Genomic DNA, 23,083 nt, shown 5'->3' with positions numbered 1-23,083 from the left:
AATCATGAGCGAACTACTGAACAACTCATTTTTTCGAAAAACCAAACTTAAGGAATTGATACTGAAACTGCACCAGGGCAATGACCCGATTCAGGTGCGCAATGAGTTAACCCAAACGTTAAAAAGCATTCCTTACGGCGAAGTGGTAGAAGTGGAACAGGAACTCATTGAAGAGGGATTACCTGTGGAAGAAGTATTACGACTCTGTGACGTCCATTCCGAAGTACTGGAAGGTAATGTAGACCTGTCAGCTGCAAAAGAAATTCCGACCGGTCATCCCGTGGATACTTTTATTAAAGAAAACCGGGAACTGGCCAATACCTGTAATCAGGCAAGAGCAATCTTCGACCGAATTCGGGAAGAAGGCGAATCCAACTTTCAAAAAAATCTGCTCGGGCTGAAACAAATCTTCAATAACCTCATGGATGTGGACAAACATTACCAACGCAAAGAGTACCTCATCTTTCCCTTTCTGGAAAAGAAAGGCATCACCGGCCCGCCCAAAGTGATGTGGGGTAAACATGACGAGGTGCGTGAGCAACTGAAAGGCTCTATTGAAATTCTGAACACCCGGGATTTGACGCCGGAAGACCTGCTGACCTCGTACGACATGCTCATTTCTGCGGCACTATCCAATGTCACCGATATGGTCACCAAAGAAGAAGAAATACTCTTCCCCATGGCGCTGGACCAGCTCACCGATGCCGAATGGTGGCAGGTTTACAAACAGACCCTCGAAATAGGCTATTGCCTTATTGACCCTCAAACCGAATGGAAACCGGACACATCGAATGACACCCCCGAAGAGGATGCCATCACCAGTATTGATGGGCGAATACAGATGCCCTCCGGCAGTTTATCGCTACAGGAATTAATTCAGATTTTCAACACACTGCCGGTAGATATCACCTTTGTGGACAAGGATGATAAAGTAAAATATTTCTCCCAAAGTCCGCACCGCATATTCACCAGAAGCAGAGCCATCATCAACCGTGATGTGCGCTATTGTCATCCACCGGCAAGCGTTCATATTGTGGACAAAATCCTTGATGATTTCCGTAGTGGCCGTCAGAATCATGCTCCCTTCTGGATTCAGATGCGGGGACGATTTATTTATATCCAATACTTTGCGCTGCGCGACCAGGACGGCAATTACCTGGGAACCCTGGAAGTATCGCAAGACCTCACCGAATTACGAAAACTGAAAGGTGAACAGAGAATCCTTAATTACCAGTCATAGCCTTCAGATGGCAGGAGGTTGGCCCATTAGGTCATTAGGCAACAGGCTGTTAGGCTAATAGGTCATTAGGCCAATAGGTGATTAGGCTGAGAGGAACCGGAAATTAAAAAATATAAACTAAAACCTCATTGCAGAATCCATCCCGGCAATGACGAAGATAAATTTTACAGGGAATAATATTATGGAACATAAACTAATCATTACGCCAAAAACAAAGATACTCCAGTTGATAGAGACTTATCCTGAGCTGGAAGAGATTTTAATAGGTGTAACACCGGCCTTTAAGAGGCTGAAAAACCCCTTGTTGCGCAAAACCATAGCCAAGGTCACCACCCTTCAGCAGGCGGCCGCCATAGGCAATGTGAAGGTTCAGGACCTGGTAAACCGCTTGCGGCATGAGGTGGGACAGGATACCATTTCTGAAAATGAAGCCGGTGAGGTGAATATTCATTACGATTGTCCCGAATGGTTCGACCCGTCAAAAATAACCCGACGATTCGACATTCGTGCCATGCTCGAGGATGCAGAAATGCCTATTCATCAGGTTATGGCCGACCTTAAGGCGCTTCCTGCAGATGAAATATATGAAATCACCTCCCCATTACTGACAGTCCCTTTAATTGAAAAAGCTTCGGGGCTAGGTTTGGACCACTGGGTGGAACAAAAGAATGAAGATTTGTTTCTGATACGGTTCATAAAAAAATAACCCGAAACATCAGGGTGGTGGTCAAAAGCAGGCGGTGAATGGCTGCCGCTTTCCGGGGCGCCACCATACATTTTATGGTTTGCCCGACCACCATCAATAAAGTAACCGGCCATCCCGGTACTCTTCAGTCTTAAAAGGATTTTCATTTAAGGTTTTGGGATATTGGTTAGCGCCTTTCAAACTTTTCGAAAGCGGCTTTCAAGGTTTTCGAGAGCCGCTTTCAGAGTTCCCGGAAGCAGCTCTCAAGGTACCTGGAAGCGGCTCTCATAGTTTCCGGAAGCGGCTCTCAAGGTTCTCGATTAGGGCTACCAAGGATTGCGCAAAAGGCTTTCAAATGTTCTGTTTCAGGCTTTGGGAATGGTCATAAAAGGAAAAAGAGGCTACCTCTTGTCGGGCAGCCTCTCTTTTCCTATGGTAATTCAGCTATTTGGTTCAGGCAACATCAATCCTTCTTTTCAACAGACCATCCTCCTTTGAGTCCAAACACGAACCAGGCCAAGAATACAACCCCCACAGCAAAGATGGTATCACCTATGGCACGCAGCCATCGCAGCGTTTCCATGACGGGTGTTTGCAGAAATTCTGCCGAACGGGCATACCACAAGCCGTGTTTTACACTCACCCAGGTTTGTGCCAATCCAATGGGTAATACACTTATCAACACCATCAGCAAAAGCCCGATGTTGATAGACCAGAAAGCTATCTTGATAGGCTTTTCCTTCCAGGTAACGTTCAGATTCATCTCACGAAGAACAAATAACATAAGTCCCATTCCCAACATACCGTAAACGCCGAACAGGGCCGTATGTCCATGTACCGGTGTGGTATTAAGCCCCTGCATATAATAGAGGGCAATGGGGGGATTAATGAGAAATCCGAAGATGCCGGCCCCCAGAAAATTCCAGAAAGCCACAGCCACAAAGAAGTAGATGGGCCATCGATAAGTTTTAACCCATTCACGCGCCCGGGCAATACCCAGATTATGATAGGCCTCGTAACCCATAAGCACCAGGGGCACCACCTCCAAAGCACTGAAACTGGCACCGAGGGCCATCACCGCCACCGGAGTCCCGGTAAAATACAAATGGTGGAACGTTCCGAGGATACCCCCTGTTAAAAATATGATGGTTGAGAACAATACCGTGGTGGTTGCCAGAGATGCCTTGATAAGTTTCATGCGGACAAACAAGAAGGCAATAGCCACAGTGGCAAACACTTCAAAAAAGCCTTCAACCCACAGGTGCACCACCCACCAGCGCCAGTATTCGGCAAGTGCCAGGTGAGTCTGACGGCCCCACATCAATCCGGCGCCGTAAAATGAGGCGATGGCCACGGAGGCTATCAGAAACATAATCAGCAGATGTCGGTTTTCTTTTTGACTTTTTAGTGCAGGGACTAAGGCCCTTCCCATCAGGAACAGCCAGATGAAAAGACCTGCAAACAAAAACAGTTGCCAGAAACGACCCAGGTCTACATATTCATATCCCTGGTGTCCAAACCAGAAGTTATCCACCAGATTCAGTTTTTGCATGACGCCCATCCACTGGCCCAGCAAGGAACCCACCACGATGACCAGCAAAGCCCCGAAAAGAAGGTTAACCCCCAACTTTTGAAATTTTGGTTCTTTACCCGAAATGGCGGGTGCCAGGTAAAGACCTGTTGCCAACCATGAGGTGGCAATCCAGAATATGGCCAGTTGGATATGCCAGGTACGGGTAATGGAATAAGGAAGAATCTGTGATAGCGGAATACCGTAAAAGCCTTGACCTTCCACCCCATAATGGGCCGTTATGACACCCATAGAAATCTGTACCAGGATGAGTGCCGTAACAATCCAGAAATATTTCAGTGTGGCTTTCATGGATGGGGTTTGAGGCACCTGCCTCAACGGATTGTGGTCGGGAATGTCATCGTTTTCCTCTTCTCTTCCGGAAGCATAATACCATATCATCAGGCCAATACCGGCCAAGAGAATGATAACACTAAAGCCGGTCCACAAAATTAATGAACTTCCCGGCTTATTACCGACCAGCTCGTCGGGTGGCCAGTTGTTCGTGTAGGTCACCTCCGAGTTGGGACGATGAGTAATGGTTGCCCAGGTAGACCAGAAAAAGAAGGCATTCATCCTAACCATACGGTCCTCGCTTTTAATACTATTGGCGGGGATACTGTAGGCATCGCGCAATCCGTCCATCGAGGGGTCGTCCATGAAGAGTCCGCTGTAGTAACGACTTAATTCGGCATAGGCACGTGCCCGCACGGGCGAAATGGTGAGCACCCCCGTTGACGCATCGTAGGTATTGGTTCTCAATTCTTTTTGTAATCGGGTCTTCAGCATGGCTTGCTGTTCGTCGTTTAACCGGTCGAAGGCCGTCCCAAAATCGGCCTCGGCCCATTGATTGAGGATAAAAACGGCCTCCCGATGCAACCAGTCGGCATTCCAGTCGGGTGCTTGGTAGGCGCCGTGGCCCCATATGGTTCCTACTTCCTGTCCTCCAATTGACTGCCATACATTTTGTCCATCTTTAATATCCTGACCGGTCATCAGCACCTGCCCGTCGGTAGTAACCACCTTTTCCGGAATTGGGGGAGCTTCCCGGTAAATCTCTATACCGTAATAGCCCAATATGCCAAATGAGATGACCATTACCAGGATAAATCCAATCCATAGCTTTCGTGTTGTCATAGTAATTAATGTTTAAAGTTAATTAATGATACTCCGGGGCGAAACCTTAACTCTTTCGCATTTATTATTATTCTACAAACAGTCCGGCAAAGGGAAGCACACCCTATAGCCCCCACATCTTCGGATTTTCTGTTCCACTATCTTTATTCTGAACCTGCCGGTCGGGCTTTAAACAGCTTTATTGTTATTTTATTTTTATTTTTATTTAAAAGGATTTATTTATCTCTTTTTGTGGGATAATTTACTTTTTCATTCGTATATAATTTATTTAACTCATTGGCCGAATGGAACTCGCATGGCTTAATAAAATTTATACATGTTCTTTTGTGGCAAAAAGCCGCCATGCTGGTTTCATCAGTATAAATTTTACTTACTTCATTGATATATTGCTTCTTAAAAGTAGTGATTAGTGGTTAGTCCTTAGTCATTAGTTAATCAACACTAGTCACTAATGACTGTTGACTATTGACTAATCACTAATGACTATTGACTTCTTCTGCCTTCTGCCTGTGCACTTCTGCCTTTGTCTTTTATACATGTTCTTTTGTAGCAACAGCCGCCATGCTCGTTTCATTCGTATAAATTTTACTTACTTCGTTGATACATTGCTTCTTATAAGTAGTCGTTAGTGGTTAGTCGTTAGTCATTAGTTATTTTATACTAACCACTTGTTAACTAATGACTAATCACTTCTTCTGCCTTCTGCCTGTGCACTTCTGCCTTTGTCGTTTATACATGTTCTTGTTGTGACCAATCTTGTTGGTCATGCTCGTTTCATTCAACCACTACATCAAGGTCTAACAGCCTAATCTTCTGTCCTCTTCGTTTCCGTCGTTTAAACCGTTTTCGCCAAATCAAATATCCGCTGATGACCACCATTACTCCGGCAAGTCCGACCAGCGGGACAATGAGGATATAGAAACTGCCCAGCATGAACTGGAAGAAACGCCCGGTATGAATTTCCAATGCCAGATTCCAGAGAGACATCCGTGTTTGTTGCACCAACGATTCAGGGGCATCGGGGAAGGTCGTCCGGTGATAGAGGGGAACAACACCCCGGTCGTAATCGACCATATATCGTTTCCCATCGGCTGTATGGATTAACCCGGTCACCTTATTCACTCCAACGGGACGACCGGAGGGTGCCCCACGGTATAGTTCTCCCTTAACAAAATCCATAATACGCGGATTGTCAGGATGCCAGAGAAAGAGTCCGCTAAACGACCCCACCAGCCAGGCACCCGGACGATAAGGCTCAAAAACGGTGATGCCCATCACACTCACCGGCGGTTGAACCCTGCAGGGTTGCGGCTTCCAGTTGTCCGGCGAAAGGGTAAACATACCGTCAGAAGTGGAAAGGAAAAAACACCCGCTCCCGGGGTCATACCGTAAATCACGCAACTTATCGTACCACGGATTGGGCTGGTCAAGATGCGAATATTTTATGGGTGCTACTTTGGAATAACCTATTAAAATCAGAAAAGGGGGACGCAAAAAGATGCCTGTGAAGTAAAGAAAAATCAGAAAAATCCAGAACCAGGCTCCGGCCTTGTTGTGCCATTTGAGCGACCATCGATTTATGCGCACCAGGCGTTCGTATGGTTTCATCCTACGTTTTCGTCGTTTTATCCGGTCGGGGAAAAAGAAATAGATAATACCCGTTACGGATAGAAAAATGGTTATAATACCCAACAGGTCAACGAACAACTGTCCGGGTAATCCCAGAATCTCGCCCGAGTGCATCTGCCAGATGGTTTCCAGCAAGGTCACCTCTTTTTTGAAGTGTTCGGGCGCCTTCAACTCCACCTTTTTGAAGGTGGTATTCACGCCGTTGGCAACGCCTTTAAACAGATAGGAACGATTGAGCACATAGATGGAATCGCCAACGGTTTCGATGGCCACAAACCGCTTAAGGTCGACATTGAGAGGAAACTTCGTCCACTGACAGGTAGCATTATCGTACCCAAACAGTCCAAACTGAGTGGCGGCATAAAGATTACCGGCACTGTCGCGATGCAGGTCAAAGACTTTGCGGTTGTCGGCCCCCTGGGGGATGCCGGCATGCAATGGTCGGTAATGCGAAAAGGTTGAGTCGGTCACCCAGATACCGATGTCTCCATAAATCAGGATGCTGTCGGGCCCAATGTTCACATTGCCCTTCAGGGCACTGTTGCCCCAGTGTTGATAGCTATACACGTCAGGAAGGGCCGTTCGGGGAACATCCAGAGAAGCCATCCATTCACGGTGATTCAGGAATATACCGGTTACTCCGTAATACAGCAAGATAAATGACAATATGAGTCCCGGCCAGCGATGTAATTTTTTGAATAGTTTTCCTTGCGGCATTCAACAAGTGATTTTTTCGTTATCAATGGATTTTGTGTAAGGAAATAAGTTAGAAGTGCACAGCAGACAAGACCTTGCGATGCCAGGTCATGCCATACGTTACCCTTTTGAACCACCCCGCCGGGGGAAAAAATATGACTATAACGCGTTGCCTGAGATTCTTACCACCCGATTCAGCGCCATACCTTATGCCCAATCGTCCTGCTCCAGGCTATTCAGCACCGCTTTTCCATCACGTATCTTGGCGGCCAGAGAACGAACGGTGGCATTCTTTACAATCTTCTCGAAGCCATCGCGCACTTCTTTATATTGATGGTGCAAAGGACACGGGTTATCGTCGCTGCAATTCTTCAAACCAAAGCCACATCGGTGGAATATTCCTTCTCCTTCAATCACTTTAATAATCTGTAAAAGAGTAACATCGTCATCACCATCGGAAAAGAAGAAGCCACCTCCCCGACCTTTGGCCGAATGCAACAGACGGCTTCGGGTGAGGGTCTGCAATATTTTGGCGGTGAAAGCAACCGGTGCCTCGATGTGATGGGCCACATCGGCCACCCCCGGACGCTTGTCTTCCCAGTTTTGCAATTGTACCGATACCATGGCCCTTATGGCATATTCCGAACTCTTTGACAACATCTGACTAATGCTTTGGTTTTGAAGTGGTACAAAAGTACTACTTTTTGGCAAAGAGCAGAGGGCCCGACCACAGAACAGAATCGTTTGTACCCGGCCCCATGCACTTGACTTATTCTCCCAGTTTCTCCTCCAAAATGAGCGCTTCCGGAAAGAGAATATTATTTTCCAGATGGATATGACGATGAAGGTCTTCTTCGAATTCCTGCAAGGTACGCATGGTCACTTCGTAAGTATTGCAGCCATCATCAGGGGTTTGGTACTCTTTGGTCAGCTTAGAGATGGTTTTGAACCGTTCGCCTTCGGCATCATGTTCGGCCAGCATCACTTTTATGGGTGATTCCACGCCATGCATATCGCTCAGGTCAACCGCTTCTCCTTTTGAGGCTTTCACCAGCTTACGAATCAGAGGAAACAGAATAAGCTCTTCCTTCATCAGATGCATACTTAGGTTTTGAGCACTCTCATTGAATAATTCTTCCACCTCAAAAAGCTCAGGATGCTGGCTGCCATGCACACTGCACAGTTTCTCCAGCTTAGCCTTTAAAAAGGGAATTCTTTCCTTTACATAGGCATGATGACGCTTTTCAATGTAATCGGCCAACTGGTCAAGCTCCAGACTACGGATAAAACGGGCATCGAAATCCTCATCCTTCATTACTTCTTCCAGCCGTGAAATCAGCTCATCAACTTCCACCGATGCCCGCTCACAGGCTGCCGCCAGGGAAATATTACCCCCACAACAAAAATCAATATTGTACCCCTCTAAAACCGGCGCAACCTTATAGTTTTCTTTGACAATATTGCCCACTATGGTTTTTGCATCTATCTTCATAGCTCTTTCTTTTTTTGGTTGATGGGGGCAAATATATCTCTTTTTTGTATAAAAAGACTCTTTTGTCTTTTATTTTTTTCAAAAAACTTTCGGAGTAATTCAGAAGCCGGAAGCCAGAAATCAGAAGCCAGAGGGCAAAGGATGGATATAAAAAGAAATAATTGGAAATATATTGTTGTTGGGACTCCCCTTCTCCTCTGCGTCTTGGCGTCTCTGCGTTTGAAGGCAAAGGGCACAGGGCATGGAGCAAGGGGCAAGGAGCACGGGGCTTAGGGATCAGAGCATAGTGTATTAAGCATCTAATATCTTAAATCTAATGATCTTACATCTATTAATATAACTATCTTTTAATCTGAATGGTGGAAGGGTAAAAGGGTGGAAAGGTTAGATGGTGAATGGCATAGAGCTTCTTATATCTAATCATCTTACATCTATATATCTAGCATCCATATATCTATCATCTAAACATCTTTTGGTCAGTCCACCGGCAGAAGGGGAATTTATGTTTTCACAAAACAAAAATTAATATTCTTCATTAGGTTGTGGCACATCTTCCTTACTTACACCCTTTTTATCTGAAATTTCTTTGGCCCTGTCATAATCTTCATCGTCAGCTTTAAGTCCTTTCTGATGAGCTCCCTTTACAGGATTATAGGATAACGATATTAAGAGAGGAAAATGGTCTGAACCAATTGACGGTAATCGCTTAATACTATTTAAGGTAAAATGCTCACTATGGAATAAATGGTCTAAGGGCCATCTAAGAAGAGGATATTTCACGTGAAAAGTATTGAACATTCCCCGCCCTATACGCGGGTCCAACAAACCGCTAATTTTACGGAATAAGCGCGTAGTTAACGACCATGCCACGTCATTGAGATCACCCGTCACCAAAACGGGTTGGTTGCTCTCTTTAATACTTTTGGCAACAATAATTAATTCAGCATCCCGCTCTGCCGACTCGGTATTTTCGGTAAGACTTGGGGGAGCCGGATGGACAAAATGTGCACGTACCCTATCCCCTGTCCGTTATTCTATAGACACGTGTATTGAAGGGATATCCTTCTCAACCAAAAAAGAAATTTCCCGGTCATGTAATGGCAATTTGGAATAGAGATGCATGCCGTAGAGATTGTCGAGAGGGCATTTAACCGTAAATGGCATATCGGATTCCAAAACCCGGAGTTGCTCCTGCCACCATCCATCCGATTCCAAGGTTATAAGAATATCCGGCCGGTATTTTCTGACCAGTTCGATTAAAGCCTGCGCATTCTTATTTGGTGTAAGGACATTAGATGTTATGATACTGAGCTTATTTCGGGGATTATCTTCATTACACAACTTGACCTCTTTGGGCCATACAGGGGTATAAGGTAAAATCCACCATAAATGCCAGGCAAAACAAAGGGTCAATGTGGAAATCAATACTAAAGTCAGGGGCTGTCGTACATCGAGAAAAAGAATTCCGGCAATCAGCAAAGCTAATGAAAAGACCATTACTTGTAGCCGGGGAAAGTCCATGGCCCTAACCATCCAATGCGAATGTTTCGACAAGGGTAAAATTGAAACAATTAAAGTCAATATTGTACATATGGTAATTAATATTAGCATATCCGTTCCTGCATCATTATAAAGCTCTAATTTTTGCAGCAGAGTAGAGTCTTTTAGCTTTCTCCCGGCAATACTTTCAAAAGTAACAATAATAAATAACTATCGATACCCCCTTTATCAAATCGTATATGAAGTTTAATTTGCCCGGATAGCACACTGCTGTCATTATATTTGTCATCTGGAATTTGGATATACGAGGGAAATCTTCCTCTTAAATCCGGCAGCGTATGAATCTATTGCTTCTCTGGTGTATATGCCCTTAGCCCTTCTTGAATAGATTTGGGCTAAGTGAAATCGTTATCGAATTCAAAAGGAACCACATCCTTTTTTGATAGTGATAACGGGCATAGAAAAATTTGATTGGATAAACTGATTCCGGCAGTTGAAATTTCTTGGGCATTATCTCTAAAGTTAATTTTTTCATTTACAGACAGACTTGAAAGTATAGTCTCATTTTTAAAACATCTTAATTAAATTTTCGTATTAACAACAAATATTTTTTTTTATAAACCTAATACAGACTTGCCATCATTACTTGCCCATCCCATTAGATAGTCTCATTAATCAATGTTTTATCACACCTTGTACATATGAGAATAAAAGTCATTTTTATTTTAGTATGGATTTCACATATCACCTTCAGCCACACTAGCGACTTAACTTCGTTCCGTTCCGATTCGGTTGACATTTACAACGCTGCCGAAGTCGTCGATGTGCCATTATTCAAGACAAAGGAGGGGCCTTTTTTTACAAAATCGGTTCAAAGCCCTTCCGAAACATTAAACTTGCAGGTAATGGTTTCATCCAATAGTATCACCTACGAAATAAATAAAGAGAATAAAACCGTTATTGCTCCGTCGTTATTGGACCTCACCTTAGGCTCCGGTAATTTATGCACCGGCTTAACGATTGAAAAAAATCAAACCGAAAATATCCATGAAAATTTAGTTCTCCCTTATGGAGAACAAAAAACAGTATTAAATAATTATAAAGAATTTGTATTGACTCTGAAAAACAAATATTCTCTACGCTTTGAACTAATATTCAGGGTATATGATGAGGGAGTCGGATTCAGGTATCGCTTCCCTGAGGATAATACTGTAACCACTATCCGGATAACTAAAGAAAATACGCAGTTTCATCTGAATCAGCCCTATACCGCATGGAAGGAAACATACAATGAGCGCGGCTATACCCCTTCATCAACAGACGGTTTACGTTCTTTAATTCCCTTAACCTTAACATCTGACCAATTTGCACTGGTCATTAATGAAGCGGGTAATGACAATTATGCCAGAATAACCCTAACGGGAAATGGGCAAATTATTCAAACCCACTTAGCCGGCACTACCCAAACCCATCAACTGCCCTTTCAAACTCCATGGCGTTATATCCAAATTGCGGAAGACACCCAAAAACTAGTCAGGGATAAATATTTATTGTACGGATTAAACAATACCCCATATAATTCTCAGGAATGGGAATGGGTTAAACCGGGCACCGTATTTCGTTGTGTAACATTAACGACGGAAGGGGCCCTCGAAGCTATTGACTTCTGTTCGGCATTAAACATTGACTACATGATGTTTGATGCCGGTTGGTATGGTCTGGGGTATGGTAAAAACAACGAAGACAATCCGGCTTCAAATCCTATGAAAGTTATTGACGACATTGACATGCCAACTGTGGTCAACTATGCAAAAGAAAAAAATATTGGTATCATATTGTATATAAACAAAGTTGCCTGGTATAACTATGACAATCGAGCCATGTTTGACCTTTACGAAAGTTGGGGAATCAAAGGATTGAAATTAGGATTTATGGACGGATACTCTTCTTATGGAATAAAAAAGATATATGACATTGTAAAAGAGGCAGGGAAACGAAGGATGATTGTAAACGTTCATGACAACTTTCGACCCACAGGACTTGTAAGGAAGTATCCAAACCTTATGACAGCCGAAGGGGTGCGGGGAAATGAATATACCTCTACCCATTCGGGCAATCATACCACATTAATTCCCTACACCCGTATGCTTACCGGAGCAACCGACTATACCATCTGTTTTAAAGAAAGTGAAGAAAATTACCCTTCAAAGCTAAAAACATCAAAAGGCCATCAACTAGCTCTCAGTGTAATAAATTATAGTCCATTACAGCATATTATGTGGTATGGCAGACCCTCGAACTATAAGGTTCCGCTTGAAACTGAGCTATTCTCTTTTTTGCCGACAGTTTGGGAGCAGTCTGTTCTGGCCAAGGGTGAAATGGGAAACTTTGTTTCGTATGCACGAAAAAAAGATGACCAATGGTTTTTGGCGACCATAAACAATGAAACATCAAGGGTTGTTAGAATCCCGCTTTCATTTCTAGAACAAAATTCAGACTATGAAGTAACATTCTACCGCGATAAAGACTCCGCGACCATAGAAAAAACAGTAACAACTCTTGAAAATTTAAAAAACGATGGAACAATTACACCGGAAGGTTTACAGGTAGCCTTGGCACCCAACAGTGGTGAGGTGGCCATTTTTAGAGAATTAGAGGGTACCACAGGGATAGAAGAGGACACAAAAACACCAAAAACACTTTTATTCCCAAACCCGGCAAATAATTACATTACTTTGCAAGCCACGCATCTATCGGGACAAAATGTTTTGGTCCGGATTTTTTCCTGTAAAGGACAGGCATTAATCTCAAAGCATCTAAATTGGAGAAAGGGAAAAACCACACTGAATGTATCCTCACTTCCGGAAGGATGCTACCTGCTCTCAATCGAATCTAAAAATTCAAAAGAAACCCATTGGCTCTATATTTCCCACTAAAGAGAGTTTCCCAAATAAATCCGTCTAAAATTTACTTAGGTTATTTGTCGAATGGAACTTAAAGTTAGTATTTAGTGGTTAGTGATTAGTCACTAGTCCATTAACACTAATGACTGTTGACTAACGACTAATCACTTCTTTATTCCCGGCCGTTGGTTGTCAATTTGTTCAGCTTAATTTTCTGAGGCCTTGTTTTCTTAAAGTCATTATTCAAATCAAGTTTAATTACATTTTCGTTACTGAGTTGGTAAGACAGAAAAAATTTATTGTCGGTTATATTAATAAAGGAAGTATAAACCGTGCCCCCTGCCCGACCTTCTTCGTTTTGACGTGGCGGCTGAACCGCCTGTCCGAAAGTGTTTCCCACTTTTAACAGGTTAATCTCTTCGCCGCTTTTCTCCATGGCTTGAATTCTATCCTCTATACTTTTGTATCGATAGCAGGGGTAGTTTCCGGTCTCCGGCCTGGTTAAAAGAAAATTGGTCATGAGAAGCTTATGGTTTTCTATCCGGACGAGTTTTCTTTCTCCGTCGACCCATTCTACCACCACGGCATTTCCCGTTTTATCTCCAAACATCATATGACTGTTAGTCAAGGCTATTTTCTCTTTTTCCAAAAACATTAAAGCATCCTCAACGGTAGAGCAGTATGCCAATATCTTGTCGCCCAAATTGTCTTTGGGGTTTCCGTAGCCTTTTATCTTGGGCTGTTCCGGCGTTACAGCCGCATCAAAAAACAGTCCTTTTTCGTTGATGCCGCCCTGCGCAAAATTGTCCCAGCCATACCACAAGCGGGCATACTTCTTTTTGGTGCCGGGTTCAATTTGAATATATGCATCAACATCCAGCCAATAATCCTCACTATTGACCACATAAATTTTTCCGGTTGCCGAATCGATATAGTATAGCACTGAACAAGCCAAAGATGGGTACGTAATTAAAACAAGTCCCGCAAAGACTATCAGTAGTAGTTTTATTTTTGCCATTTTACCTAATTCTCCTCCGTTTTTATATTTATGGACAACAGCCGATGTAAAAGCCTTGGCAGTTTGCGGATTTCTTTACCGGCAAACAGTTTTTTTGCATGAGGGGGCGACAAATCTTTGTTGCTGGCCCTCAGAAAGCGGGATGATTAAAATTAATTTCAAGTACCAAATTTAATCTTTCTTTTGCTGAGTCTCTGAGGTTACTATTTCGTTTTAGGAATAACCATCGTAAAGCTTTCTGAATGTAGTTAAATTCTCTCCTCTTTTATACAACTTCATTACTTTTATAAGTTAAATTTTCTTATCCTCTCAAGTGGGCGGATAAGAAAATCTAAACAACCGACACAAACACTTTCTCAGGTCTTTTATAATTTAAAGACTGATGTCCTCTTTCCACATATAAAACATCATATGCTCTTTTATTTTATCATATAACTTTAAACCATCATCTGAAGGCTGAGGATAGATTTCTCCATATTTTATGTTTCTGCAAAAGCAATCAATAAATGTATTATTTATGACTATGCCTTTGCCATCCATGCTAAATTTAGTGAGTTTTTGTAAGGAAATGTATTCGGTAAAATCGGGCTCGTAAACTGACTTCCTTGATCGGCATTTAAGATTTCCGGAGCACCATAACGCTTAATAGCTGTTTCCAGACATACTCTACACCACTTGAACGGGAACCGCTTAAACTGATGAACGCAATTGGTATATAATATTAATCGATCCTGTGACTTTTTCCTGTCAAATCACCTTAAAACTAGAACAAGTAACAATACTTTACCTCTATGTTATACAGGCTATTATTTGACGATTCATTGTTTATTCCATGAAAAAGTTGTCGATGTAAGAGAATAACTCCTGATTAGCTTCTAAATAAGTAATATTCAAAATATTCTTTGCTGTTCTATAGCCTCCTGTATTAGGCCTAGATGCTAGTTTCCCAATATTATGATTGCCCTTTTTCTTATTTTCAGATCTATAATCATAGATTTTAATATTATAACCTGTCACTGCATTCCATTTCCCTTCTGGGATGACGCCCCAACTAAAATCACCTCCAATACTTCCAATCCCAACCTTAACATTAGCACCAAATGCAGCATGATATGCTGAGATTGAAACTTTAATAGTAATTATACCATCTTTCGGGTTTTGGTAATAATTTTCACTCGGAAGTATGTTTATCAATGCTGACGGATATGTTTGTTTAATTAATTGAGCAATATTGTTGGTAATTTCTTTGCTTTCACATTCAATTTTACTTTTAGGAGTCAGAGTTCTAGCATCAAAAACAACTAAGTCTATTTTTTGATTTGCGAGGAAACCTTTTCTTTGGGGCACCATTTGTTCCTTTGGACACCATACATACATTTTTTGTCCGAATGTTAATGGACTTATAAGAAATGTCAAGAATAACAATAAAGATAATTTCTTCATTTGATTAGTATTTAGTTAAACTTCAAATTGAATATTAGCGATTAATTCAGGATGAAAACTTAACGTTTATAGGATACTTCTAAAATAAACAATTTCTTTTTCTGAAACCAAAATTCAAAATGCTTTTTCGGTGAGCGAACCGGTTCGGGCACGGAGCATGGGGCTTAGGAACCAGAGCATAGTGTATTAAGCATCTGATATCTTAAATCTAATTATCTTACATCTAATAATCTTATATCTTACCCTGCCCTCTCTGCGTCTTGGCGTCTCTGCGTTTAATGGCAAAGGGCACAGGGCATGGAGCAAGGGGCATGGAGCTCAGAGCACAGGGAATGGCGAATAGACCATCTTATATCTTACATCTAACAATCTAACTATCTTTGAATCTGAAGGGTGGAATGGTGAATGGCATATAGCTTCTTATATCTAATTATCTTACATCTAATAATCTTATATCTTACCCTGGCATTTCGTTTTTTACTAAATTTCTATCTCTAAAATTATTATTAAAGTCAGCAAGCTAAAACAAACTAATCCTATTGCTCCTGCTTTAATAAAATCAGACTGACGCACATCTCGTTTTTTCTTTTCTATTATTTTTCTAAATCCGAGGGCAACAATAAATGGTATGCTTGCAACAAAACCATAACCATAGAAAGTCGTCGGATGATATAACTGATCCATCGCATTTCTAATCAGTCCAAAAAACACATAGTCCATTACAACTGCCAAAGCAAGGAATACCAAGCTATTATAAAAAGCCCCGATAATTATATTCTTTTGGGGAAAAGTTCGGATACACAAAAAAGTCGAGATAATCCAGATTATTGGAGAAACGGTTAACATTAAAGTCATTCCAAGCATTGGATGAATACTCCACGGGAACCACAATACCAAATTTGACATCCAGTAAACCGCAAACCCAACTGTTAAATTATACAAAAACCATCTGTTCATTTCGTTATCATGCGTTTTGGTGGTTGCTGAAACTCCACTTCTCCTCTGCGGCTTGGTGCTTTTGCGTTTGATGGCAAAGGGCATAGGGCATGGTGCAAGGGGAATAGCAAATGCGATGTCTTAAATCTTACATCTAAGAATCTATCTATATTATGGGTTGAAGGGTGAAAAGGGGGAAGGGGTGGATGGTATGGTGTGTGAGGTTGGTGTACGGAGTGTGGAGTGTGAGGTATCAGATTACCCGTATTTATTTTTTCTCTCTGTCTCTGCGCCTCTGCGTTCGGTAATAGCGCAGAGCAAAAAGCATTTTAAATCTTATCATCTAAAAAACAATATTTTAGCATTGCCCAACAAAAGGGAAGCCCACACAACATTTCACATTAACTTGTTTTCATAAACATCAACAAAATAATCATGTTCAATTAGATTGGTTTATCCAATCTATCAGCTTTTAATAATCTTGCTGAATGATAAACTCGTAAAATATCAACCTGGAATTCATTAACTATTTTGTAAACAATCCGATAATTTCCTGAAATCACTTCTCTGATAACTTTATTATTAATCTCTGGAACTACCCGGCCAACGTAAGGATTATAAATAATATCTTGTGCTCGATTATAGATTTTATTCACAGAAAATGATGCATATCGAACAGAATCCTTTGCTATATAATTAAAGATTTCTTCTAAATCCTTCGTTGCTAGTTCTGTCCACACTAACTTGACCATTTTTCAATCATACTTTTTACATCATCGTTTGAAATAGTTTTACCTTCATCCGATTGTTTAAGTCCTTCTTCCACCTTTTCAACAAATATTAATTGTTCAATGAGCTCATCAATGGTAAATGAGTCGGGAAGATTTTCAATGGATTGCCTTACAATATCTTTAGTTAACATATCTGACTCCTTTAGTTTTATACAAATATAAGGTCTATAATCGAAAAGAAATTATTTTTTCCGAGGTGGTCTGTAAAAAGGCAAGGTTACATTCAACCCGCTATAACCGCCGAGTTGTGCCAACCGCTCCTACGCCTATATATAACCGGTAATTCGACTTTTACTAAATTTCTATCTCCAAAACTATTATTAAAGCCAGAAAGCCAAAACAAACCAATCCTATTATTCCTGCTTGTATAAAATCAGACTGACGCACACCTCGCTTTTTCTTGTCTATTATTTTGCTAAATCCGAGGGCAACAATAAATGGTATGCTCGCAACAAAACCATAACCATAGAAAGTCGTCGGATGATATAACTGATCCATCGCATTCCGAATCAGTCCAAAAAACACATAGTCCATTACAACTGCCAAAGCAAGAAATACCAAGCTATTATAAACAGCCCCGATCATTATATTTTTTTTGGGAAAAGTTCGGATACACAAAAAAGTTGAGATAATCCAGATTATTGGAGAAACGGTTAACATTAAAGTCATTCCAAGCATTGGATTAATACTCCACGGGAACCACAATATCAAATTTGAAATCCAGTAAACCGAAAACCCAACCGTTAAATTATAAAAAAACCATTTGTTCATTTCGTTATCATGCATTTTGGTGGTTGCTGAAACTCCCCTACTCCTCTGTGGCTTGGTGCTTTTGCGTTTGATGGCAAAGGGCATAGGGCATGGTGCATCTTAAATCTTACATCTAATAATCTTAAATCTAACAATCTAAAAAAATAAAATGTCAATTTTTGAGCTGTCATATAAAGGGTAAGTCTATAGATGACAAAATGATATCAAAAAAATTTGGCTAAAAGTTTATTTGCAAAGTGTAAGAATTTAGATTACTTTTGTTGCGCATAGTCAACACAAGGATTCAAAACTATATGATAAACAAAAGAATTATAAACGACATTTTAAAAAATCAAGACATTGACTTGATCGAGAAACACCTCGTATATTTATTTATTCAAAACAATAATCTTGATATTGAAAAAAGTCCAATTCTAAAAAAACTACTAAGAAACTTTGAACCTGAACCAGATGTTTATCTAAAACTTTCTTCACTGGAAATCAAAAACCTAAAACAATTAGAAAATTATTTAGAATTACTAATTCCAATAAAAGACAGAAAAGTAAATGGCGCGTTTTTCACACCGACATATATTGTTGATTATATAGTTAGTGAAGTTGCTCCTAAAGAAAAAGATAAATGTCTTGACCCAAGTTGTGGTTGTGGAGCTTTTTTAATTGGAATTGCGGAATATTTTAAAAAGAAATTCAAAAAGCCTATCAAAAACACCATCAAAAATAATATTTTCGGTGCAGATATACTTGATTATAATATAATTCGCACGAAAATAATTTTAAGTTTATTGGGACTTCAAAATAATGAAGTTATTGAAGAAACAGATTTTAATTTATTTTGCCAAGATAGTTTAAAAGGAAATTGGACTAATAAATTTGATATAGTTGTTGGTAATCCCCCGTATGTAAAGTACCAAGATTTAAGTATTGAAAACCGTGAATATCTAGCTGAAAAATGGCAAACAATAAAATACGGAACATTCAATTTATATTTTGCCTTTTTTGAATTAGGGCACAAATTATTGACACCTAATGGAAAATTAGGATATATAACACCAAACAATTATTTTACTTCTCTGGCAGGTTTATCTCTTCGCCAATATTTTATACAAACTAAGTGCCTGACAAAAATTGTTGATTTTAGGCATAAAAAAGTCTTTGATGCACAAACTTATACTGCAATCACATTTGCAAACAAGAAAAAAAATAATACAATTTTATATGATAAGATAGAGGACAGCCAAACTTGTCAGGAATTTTTAAAGTCTGCAAATGGCTCTCCAAATTTTTTGCAAGAATTAAATGTAAAAAAATGGAGATTACTAAAATCAAATGAACAAAAAAACATTAAAATTATCGAGAACATAGGAACCCCAATAAAAAACTTATTTGACATTAATGTTGGCATTGCTACTCTAAAAGATGAAGTTTTCTTCGTTGATTCTGTTAATGAAGAAAATGGGTATTTTATCAAAAAAACTAAAAGGGGAATATTTTTAATTGAAAAGGGAATCACAAAACCTGTTTACAAGATATCTCAATTCAAAAACCAAAATGAAATTGAGCAAAACACATTAAGAATAATCACGCCTTATTTTACAGATTCAAAAAATCCAATACCGATTCCCGAAGAAGAATTTCAAATAAAATTTCCCAAATGTTATGAATATCTTCTTTCGGAGAAAGAAACTTTAGAAAACAGGGACAAAGGAAAAAACAAATATTCACCATTTTATGTTTGGGGAAGAACTCAAGGAATAACTAAGTTTGGGAAAAAAATACTTACTCCAACTTTTAGCAAACATCCTAGATTTCTATTTGTATCGGAGGAAGACGCTTATTTTACAAATGGCTACGGCATTTTTCTTAAAAAAGACAAATCACAGTCAAGGTCCCTTTTCGACACAGATACTCACCATAAACTTTCCAAGGAAGAAAACATTCTAATTGTACAAAAAATACTTAACTCATTTGTAATGGATTATTATATTCGTATGACCAGTGTTTCTATTCAAGGTGGATTTCCCTGCTATCAAAAAAACTTCATTGAAAAATTTACAATTCCTGATTTTTCAAAAGAAGAAATAGAGATACTAAAAAACCTTACTATTAAAGAAGAAATAGATGAATTTCTTATATCCAAATATCAAATTAAAATTGAATCGCCAAATCTTTTTTCATAACAGACTAATAAGCTTTTAATAAAGGATTCCCAAGAAAGTTCTTCGATACTTACATCGGAATTTTTCTCTAACAAACCATCATCATAAAGTTCCTGATTATTGGAATAAATCTTTGATGGTGATTGCTGAAAATCAACAATAAGCAAACAAACACGTTCATATTTATAATCTTCTCGATCAAATTTAGATCTTCCGTTTATAGCTTGAAATGATTTAATGTATTTTTCAACTGAACTTACTCTATCAATGAATTCAACTCTAAACTCATCCATAAGAGAAACATTATATTCTTTTACAGGTATCATATAAACCTCACCTAAAACCATCTTTGGACATCTTACGTGTAAATTAATTGCCTCTGCAATTGTTCTTTCATATAGAGTATCAAAATTTTTCGCAAGAGAACTTATTTGACTTCGGATATTTATTGAAATTGTACGTTCTGTGTAATCTTTTCCGTAATCATCCGTTTGACCACGTAAGAGTCCTTCCGTCATAATTACCTTTTTAGGCTCATAATTTTCGGGAGAGACACAGACATCTTGATTCTTTTGTTTTATAAATCCAGCAAGTTTTAATTCAGACCTAGTATTGTTAAGAGCAGGATGAATTCTCGTAGGGCAAATTCCATTTCGGATTAATTCGGCTTTTACAGCCTCGTGAATATTGTTTATTGGTCTTGATGAGCGAATCATTGCTTCTTTAGCTTTGACTCCTCCTTCACATATTGCAGAATGAATTAATTCTTTAAAATTATCAACAGCTTCTTGAATCGTTATCAAATTTGTCATTATTAAAGAATTCCTTTAAAGAGATACCAAGAGCGATGGATACTTTTTCAATATTTACAATAGAAATATTTCTTTGACCGTTTTCGACACTAGCTATATAACTCCTATCTATATTAGAAAAAAAAGATAAATCCTTCTGAGACATATCCTTTTGTTCTCGTAATTCTTTAATTCTAATGCCGATTTTAGATTTTATATCCATATTGCAAAGATTAACATTTGTAGACTATAAGCCAAAGACTATAAGTAACACTCAAAAATTTTTTTGAGTGTTGGTAAAATTTCATAACGCATACATCAAACATATTAGAAGTTAGTTTATAAATTTATAGTTGAATCAGAAAAACAGATTTGCTGTTTTTTCGGTCTGATTGTGCTAGTGATTTTGTAGACTTACCCTTTATAGGACAGCTCTAAAATAGACATTTTTCTTTTTTGAAACCAAAATTCTAAATGCATATTCAGTGAGCAAGGTGGTTCTGTCAAGGGCGGCTGAGGCACGAAGCCGATTATATACCCTTGACAGGTTCAGGTTGCGAACTTCCTTTGCTATTTAGAGTTTGGTTGTTTGTTTTCGAACCATAAATTATTTGGCACATTTGCCAAATGAAACTCGCATTGCATAAGCCGCCATGCTCGTTTCAGTGGCATTAACATAAGAAAACCCTGATAACCCTAAATATGCTCTTGAGCTGTTACCAGTATTTAATGTTGTTGTACCCATGTGGATTCCCGAAAACAGATATATCTATAGGATTAATTTCGGCATATATGAAAAATCCCAAAGAAACACCTGAAGAATATCGATTACATCTGAATTAAACGGCACAAATAATTAAGCTTTCGATCAACGGTAGCAACTGCCACTATAATCACTCCACAAAAAATTAATTCACAAACACTTGCACGTAAATATATTTTATATTTTTGTATTTACAAAAAACATGAAGAGTGAAAACACATACGCCACTCTTTTGCACCTCATTTATTAGAATATGGTGTCGACCTTATATACATTTAAATGTTTTTAGATCATGAATCGGGTACCACAACAGAAATTAACTCACACGTAAACACACGATCTATTTCAAATACAAAAAAAACTTTGGACTTAATAGAACATAAATAGCTCAATAACTGATAATAAAATAAATTGGGATATAATAGATATAAAAACAATGTGTGTTTAGACATGCGTTGTGCTAAATATTAAAGAAGCTCATACTCATATGAAAAGTATTAAGACTCTAATAGTTACTTTAATTTTTTTAACAGGAATTCAAAAGGTAAATGCAGATTCAATTAATTCAAATTCTTCGATTCAGCTAACAGAAACTGTTTTGCTTCAAGATATGGAATATAAAGATTTTATTTCAAAACAGAATCTTGATACCTTGACAATTAAGGTTGCTGATAAAGTTGAATTAGAATCAGGGAAAAGGGATTATATTAATTTGATTTTCCCAATTCTGACTTTAATATTAGGTTTCTTTTTGAATCGTGGATATGATTATTTTTCGCAAAAGGAAAAAATTAAAAAGGATGGACAACGATGGATTACAGAACTGAGATGTTTAGAGCAACCTCTTCAAGACCAAAAACAATCAATAGAGGATTTTTTAAAAGAACAGGCTATTGATAAATTTGATACTCCTGAATTGAAAATAAATGAAATTTTAAATTGTGAAATCTTTAAATCCTTAGACAAGACAAATCTTCTAAAATACTTAGACGCAAAAAATAAAGATTTTTATAAAGCTGTTGAATTTTCAAATAGTGTACATGGATTTATTAGCTCATTACAATACATTTCAAAAACAATCAAATCAAGGTTTAATGAATATATTGAAAATTCATCAAAGCATTTTGATTTGTTTAATGAATATCTTCAGCAACTTATGCAGAATATTGTTCAATACGGACTGAAAATTGAGCAAACAACTGGGAAAAACCCATTTGAGGATTTAACATATAAACAAATTTGGGTTTTAGTTGAAAAGTTCATTTTACCTCATTCTGAAGATGGAAATATTGAAGTTTTTAGCTTTCAAAAGAATTTTATTGTTCCTCTTAATGACTTGATTTCAAAAAATAGATTGAATGATGATTTAAGAGAAATGTCTGTTATTACTTCTAAGTGCAATATGGAAATTAAAGCACTGAGAATGGAAAAAAGATATTTAAAGGATAACTTCATCAAAATTATTTCGTACTTGGATAAATCAAAACAGAATTTAGATAAATTGATTGAGAAGATTGAATAAAATACTAAGCACAATTGAGTAGCAGCCCTATGCGCCATTA

Annotated in this window: 17 protein-coding genes and 1 pseudogene; 5 read left to right on the top strand and 13 right to left on the bottom strand. The window is 38.9% G+C overall.

Annotation, left to right across the window (positions count from 1 at the left end; translation table 11 throughout):
• The first annotated feature begins 4 nt into the window (after positions 1-4).
• Together BM130_RS04365 and BM130_RS04360 are read left to right on the top strand one after the other, a co-directional pair.
• Positions 5-1,240, top strand: a complete 1,236-nt coding sequence (locus tag BM130_RS04365; protein WP_010526652.1) for a DUF438 domain-containing protein — start codon at positions 5-7, stop codon at positions 1,238-1,240.
• A 148-nt stretch (positions 1,241-1,388) separates the two neighbouring features.
• Positions 1,389-1,946 (top strand): DUF1858 domain-containing protein, encoded by a 558-nt coding sequence (locus BM130_RS04360; RefSeq protein WP_138956840.1) that lies wholly within the window; start codon positions 1,389-1,391, stop codon positions 1,944-1,946.
• A gap of 442 nt (positions 1,947-2,388) precedes the next feature.
• Here BM130_RS04360 and BM130_RS04355 read toward each other — a convergent pair whose 3' ends face one another.
• From BM130_RS04355 to BM130_RS15810, 5 genes and pseudogenes are all read right to left on the bottom strand, one after another.
• Complete coding sequence (locus BM130_RS04355) at positions 2,389-4,632, bottom strand: nitric-oxide reductase large subunit (RefSeq protein ID WP_010526654.1); 2,244 nt, start codon at positions 4,630-4,632, stop codon at positions 2,389-2,391.
• Between the two features lie 774 nt (positions 4,633-5,406).
• Positions 5,407-6,978, bottom strand: coding sequence for a PepSY-associated TM helix domain-containing protein (locus BM130_RS04350; RefSeq protein WP_010526655.1), 1,572 nt, complete (start codon positions 6,976-6,978; stop codon positions 5,407-5,409).
• Positions 6,979-7,164: 186 nt separating this feature from the next.
• On the bottom strand, positions 7,165-7,617 hold the full coding sequence (locus tag BM130_RS04345; protein WP_010526656.1) for an RrF2 family transcriptional regulator: 453 nt from the start codon (positions 7,615-7,617) through the stop codon (positions 7,165-7,167).
• A gap of 109 nt (positions 7,618-7,726) precedes the next feature.
• The gene (gene ric, locus BM130_RS04340) at positions 7,727-8,449 is read right to left on the bottom strand and encodes an iron-sulfur cluster repair di-iron protein (RefSeq protein WP_010526657.1); all 723 of its coding nucleotides are present in this window, start codon (positions 8,447-8,449) and stop codon (positions 7,727-7,729) included.
• Between the two features lie 522 nt (positions 8,450-8,971).
• Positions 8,972-9,946 (bottom strand): annotated as a pseudogene (locus BM130_RS15810) (endonuclease/exonuclease/phosphatase family protein).
• 704 nt (positions 9,947-10,650) lie between these two features.
• On the opposite strand from BM130_RS15810, the gene BM130_RS04325 reads away from it, so the two are divergent.
• Positions 10,651-12,885, top strand: coding sequence for a glycoside hydrolase family 97 N-terminal domain-containing protein (locus BM130_RS04325; RefSeq protein WP_010526659.1), 2,235 nt, complete (start codon positions 10,651-10,653; stop codon positions 12,883-12,885).
• A 139-nt stretch (positions 12,886-13,024) separates the two neighbouring features.
• Here BM130_RS04325 and BM130_RS04320 read toward each other — a convergent pair whose 3' ends face one another.
• The 6 genes from BM130_RS04320 to BM130_RS04295 form a co-directional block, all read right to left on the bottom strand.
• On the bottom strand, positions 13,025-13,870 hold the full coding sequence (locus BM130_RS04320) for a carcinine hydrolase/isopenicillin-N N-acyltransferase family protein (RefSeq protein WP_010526660.1): 846 nt from the start codon (positions 13,868-13,870) through the stop codon (positions 13,025-13,027).
• 825 nt (positions 13,871-14,695) lie between these two features.
• Positions 14,696-15,313, bottom strand: coding sequence for a hypothetical protein (locus BM130_RS04315; protein ID WP_010526662.1), 618 nt, complete (start codon positions 15,311-15,313; stop codon positions 14,696-14,698).
• A gap of 480 nt (positions 15,314-15,793) precedes the next feature.
• The gene (locus BM130_RS04310) at positions 15,794-16,354 is read right to left on the bottom strand and encodes a hypothetical protein (protein WP_138956841.1); all 561 of its coding nucleotides are present in this window, start codon (positions 16,352-16,354) and stop codon (positions 15,794-15,796) included.
• 338 nt (positions 16,355-16,692) lie between these two features.
• Positions 16,693-16,989: a type II toxin-antitoxin system RelE/ParE family toxin gene (locus BM130_RS04305; RefSeq protein ID WP_217645606.1), complete on the bottom strand. Its 297-nt coding sequence runs from the start codon at positions 16,987-16,989 to the stop codon at positions 16,693-16,695.
• Positions 16,989-17,171, bottom strand: a complete 183-nt coding sequence (locus BM130_RS04300; RefSeq protein ID WP_010526665.1) for a hypothetical protein — start codon at positions 17,169-17,171, stop codon at positions 16,989-16,991. Before BM130_RS04300 ends, BM130_RS04305 begins: the two co-directional genes overlap by 1 nt.
• Before the next feature lie 163 nt (positions 17,172-17,334).
• Positions 17,335-17,811: a hypothetical protein gene (locus BM130_RS04295; protein WP_139217718.1), complete on the bottom strand. Its 477-nt coding sequence runs from the start codon at positions 17,809-17,811 to the stop codon at positions 17,335-17,337.
• A gap of 293 nt (positions 17,812-18,104) precedes the next feature.
• Between BM130_RS04295 and BM130_RS04290 the strand changes: the two genes are divergently transcribed.
• On the top strand, positions 18,105-19,988 hold the full coding sequence (locus BM130_RS04290) for an HsdM family class I SAM-dependent methyltransferase (protein WP_010526667.1): 1,884 nt from the start codon (positions 18,105-18,107) through the stop codon (positions 19,986-19,988).
• On the opposite strand, the gene BM130_RS04285 is transcribed toward BM130_RS04290, so the two are convergent.
• Together BM130_RS04285 and BM130_RS04280 are read right to left on the bottom strand one after the other, a co-directional pair.
• Positions 19,952-20,779, bottom strand: a complete 828-nt coding sequence (locus BM130_RS04285) for a hypothetical protein (protein WP_010526668.1) — start codon at positions 20,777-20,779, stop codon at positions 19,952-19,954. The genes BM130_RS04290 and BM130_RS04285 overlap by 37 nt on opposite strands.
• Positions 20,745-20,981: a helix-turn-helix domain-containing protein gene (locus BM130_RS04280; RefSeq protein WP_010526669.1), complete on the bottom strand. Its 237-nt coding sequence runs from the start codon at positions 20,979-20,981 to the stop codon at positions 20,745-20,747. The genes BM130_RS04285 and BM130_RS04280 overlap by 35 nt, the downstream gene beginning before the upstream one ends.
• A 1,027-nt stretch (positions 20,982-22,008) precedes the next feature.
• On the opposite strand from BM130_RS04280, the gene BM130_RS04275 reads away from it, so the two are divergent.
• Entirely contained in the window at positions 22,009-23,043 is a 1,035-nt protein-coding gene (locus tag BM130_RS04275; protein ID WP_010526670.1) for a hypothetical protein, read from the top strand.
• Positions 23,044-23,083: the final 40 nt, after the last annotated feature.

This window comes from Thermophagus xiamenensis (assembly GCF_900112795.1).
In the GTDB taxonomy this organism is placed as follows: domain Bacteria; phylum Bacteroidota; class Bacteroidia; order Bacteroidales; family Marinilabiliaceae; genus Thermophagus; species Thermophagus xiamenensis.
This window is presented reverse-complemented; position numbering and strand designations above follow the sequence as displayed.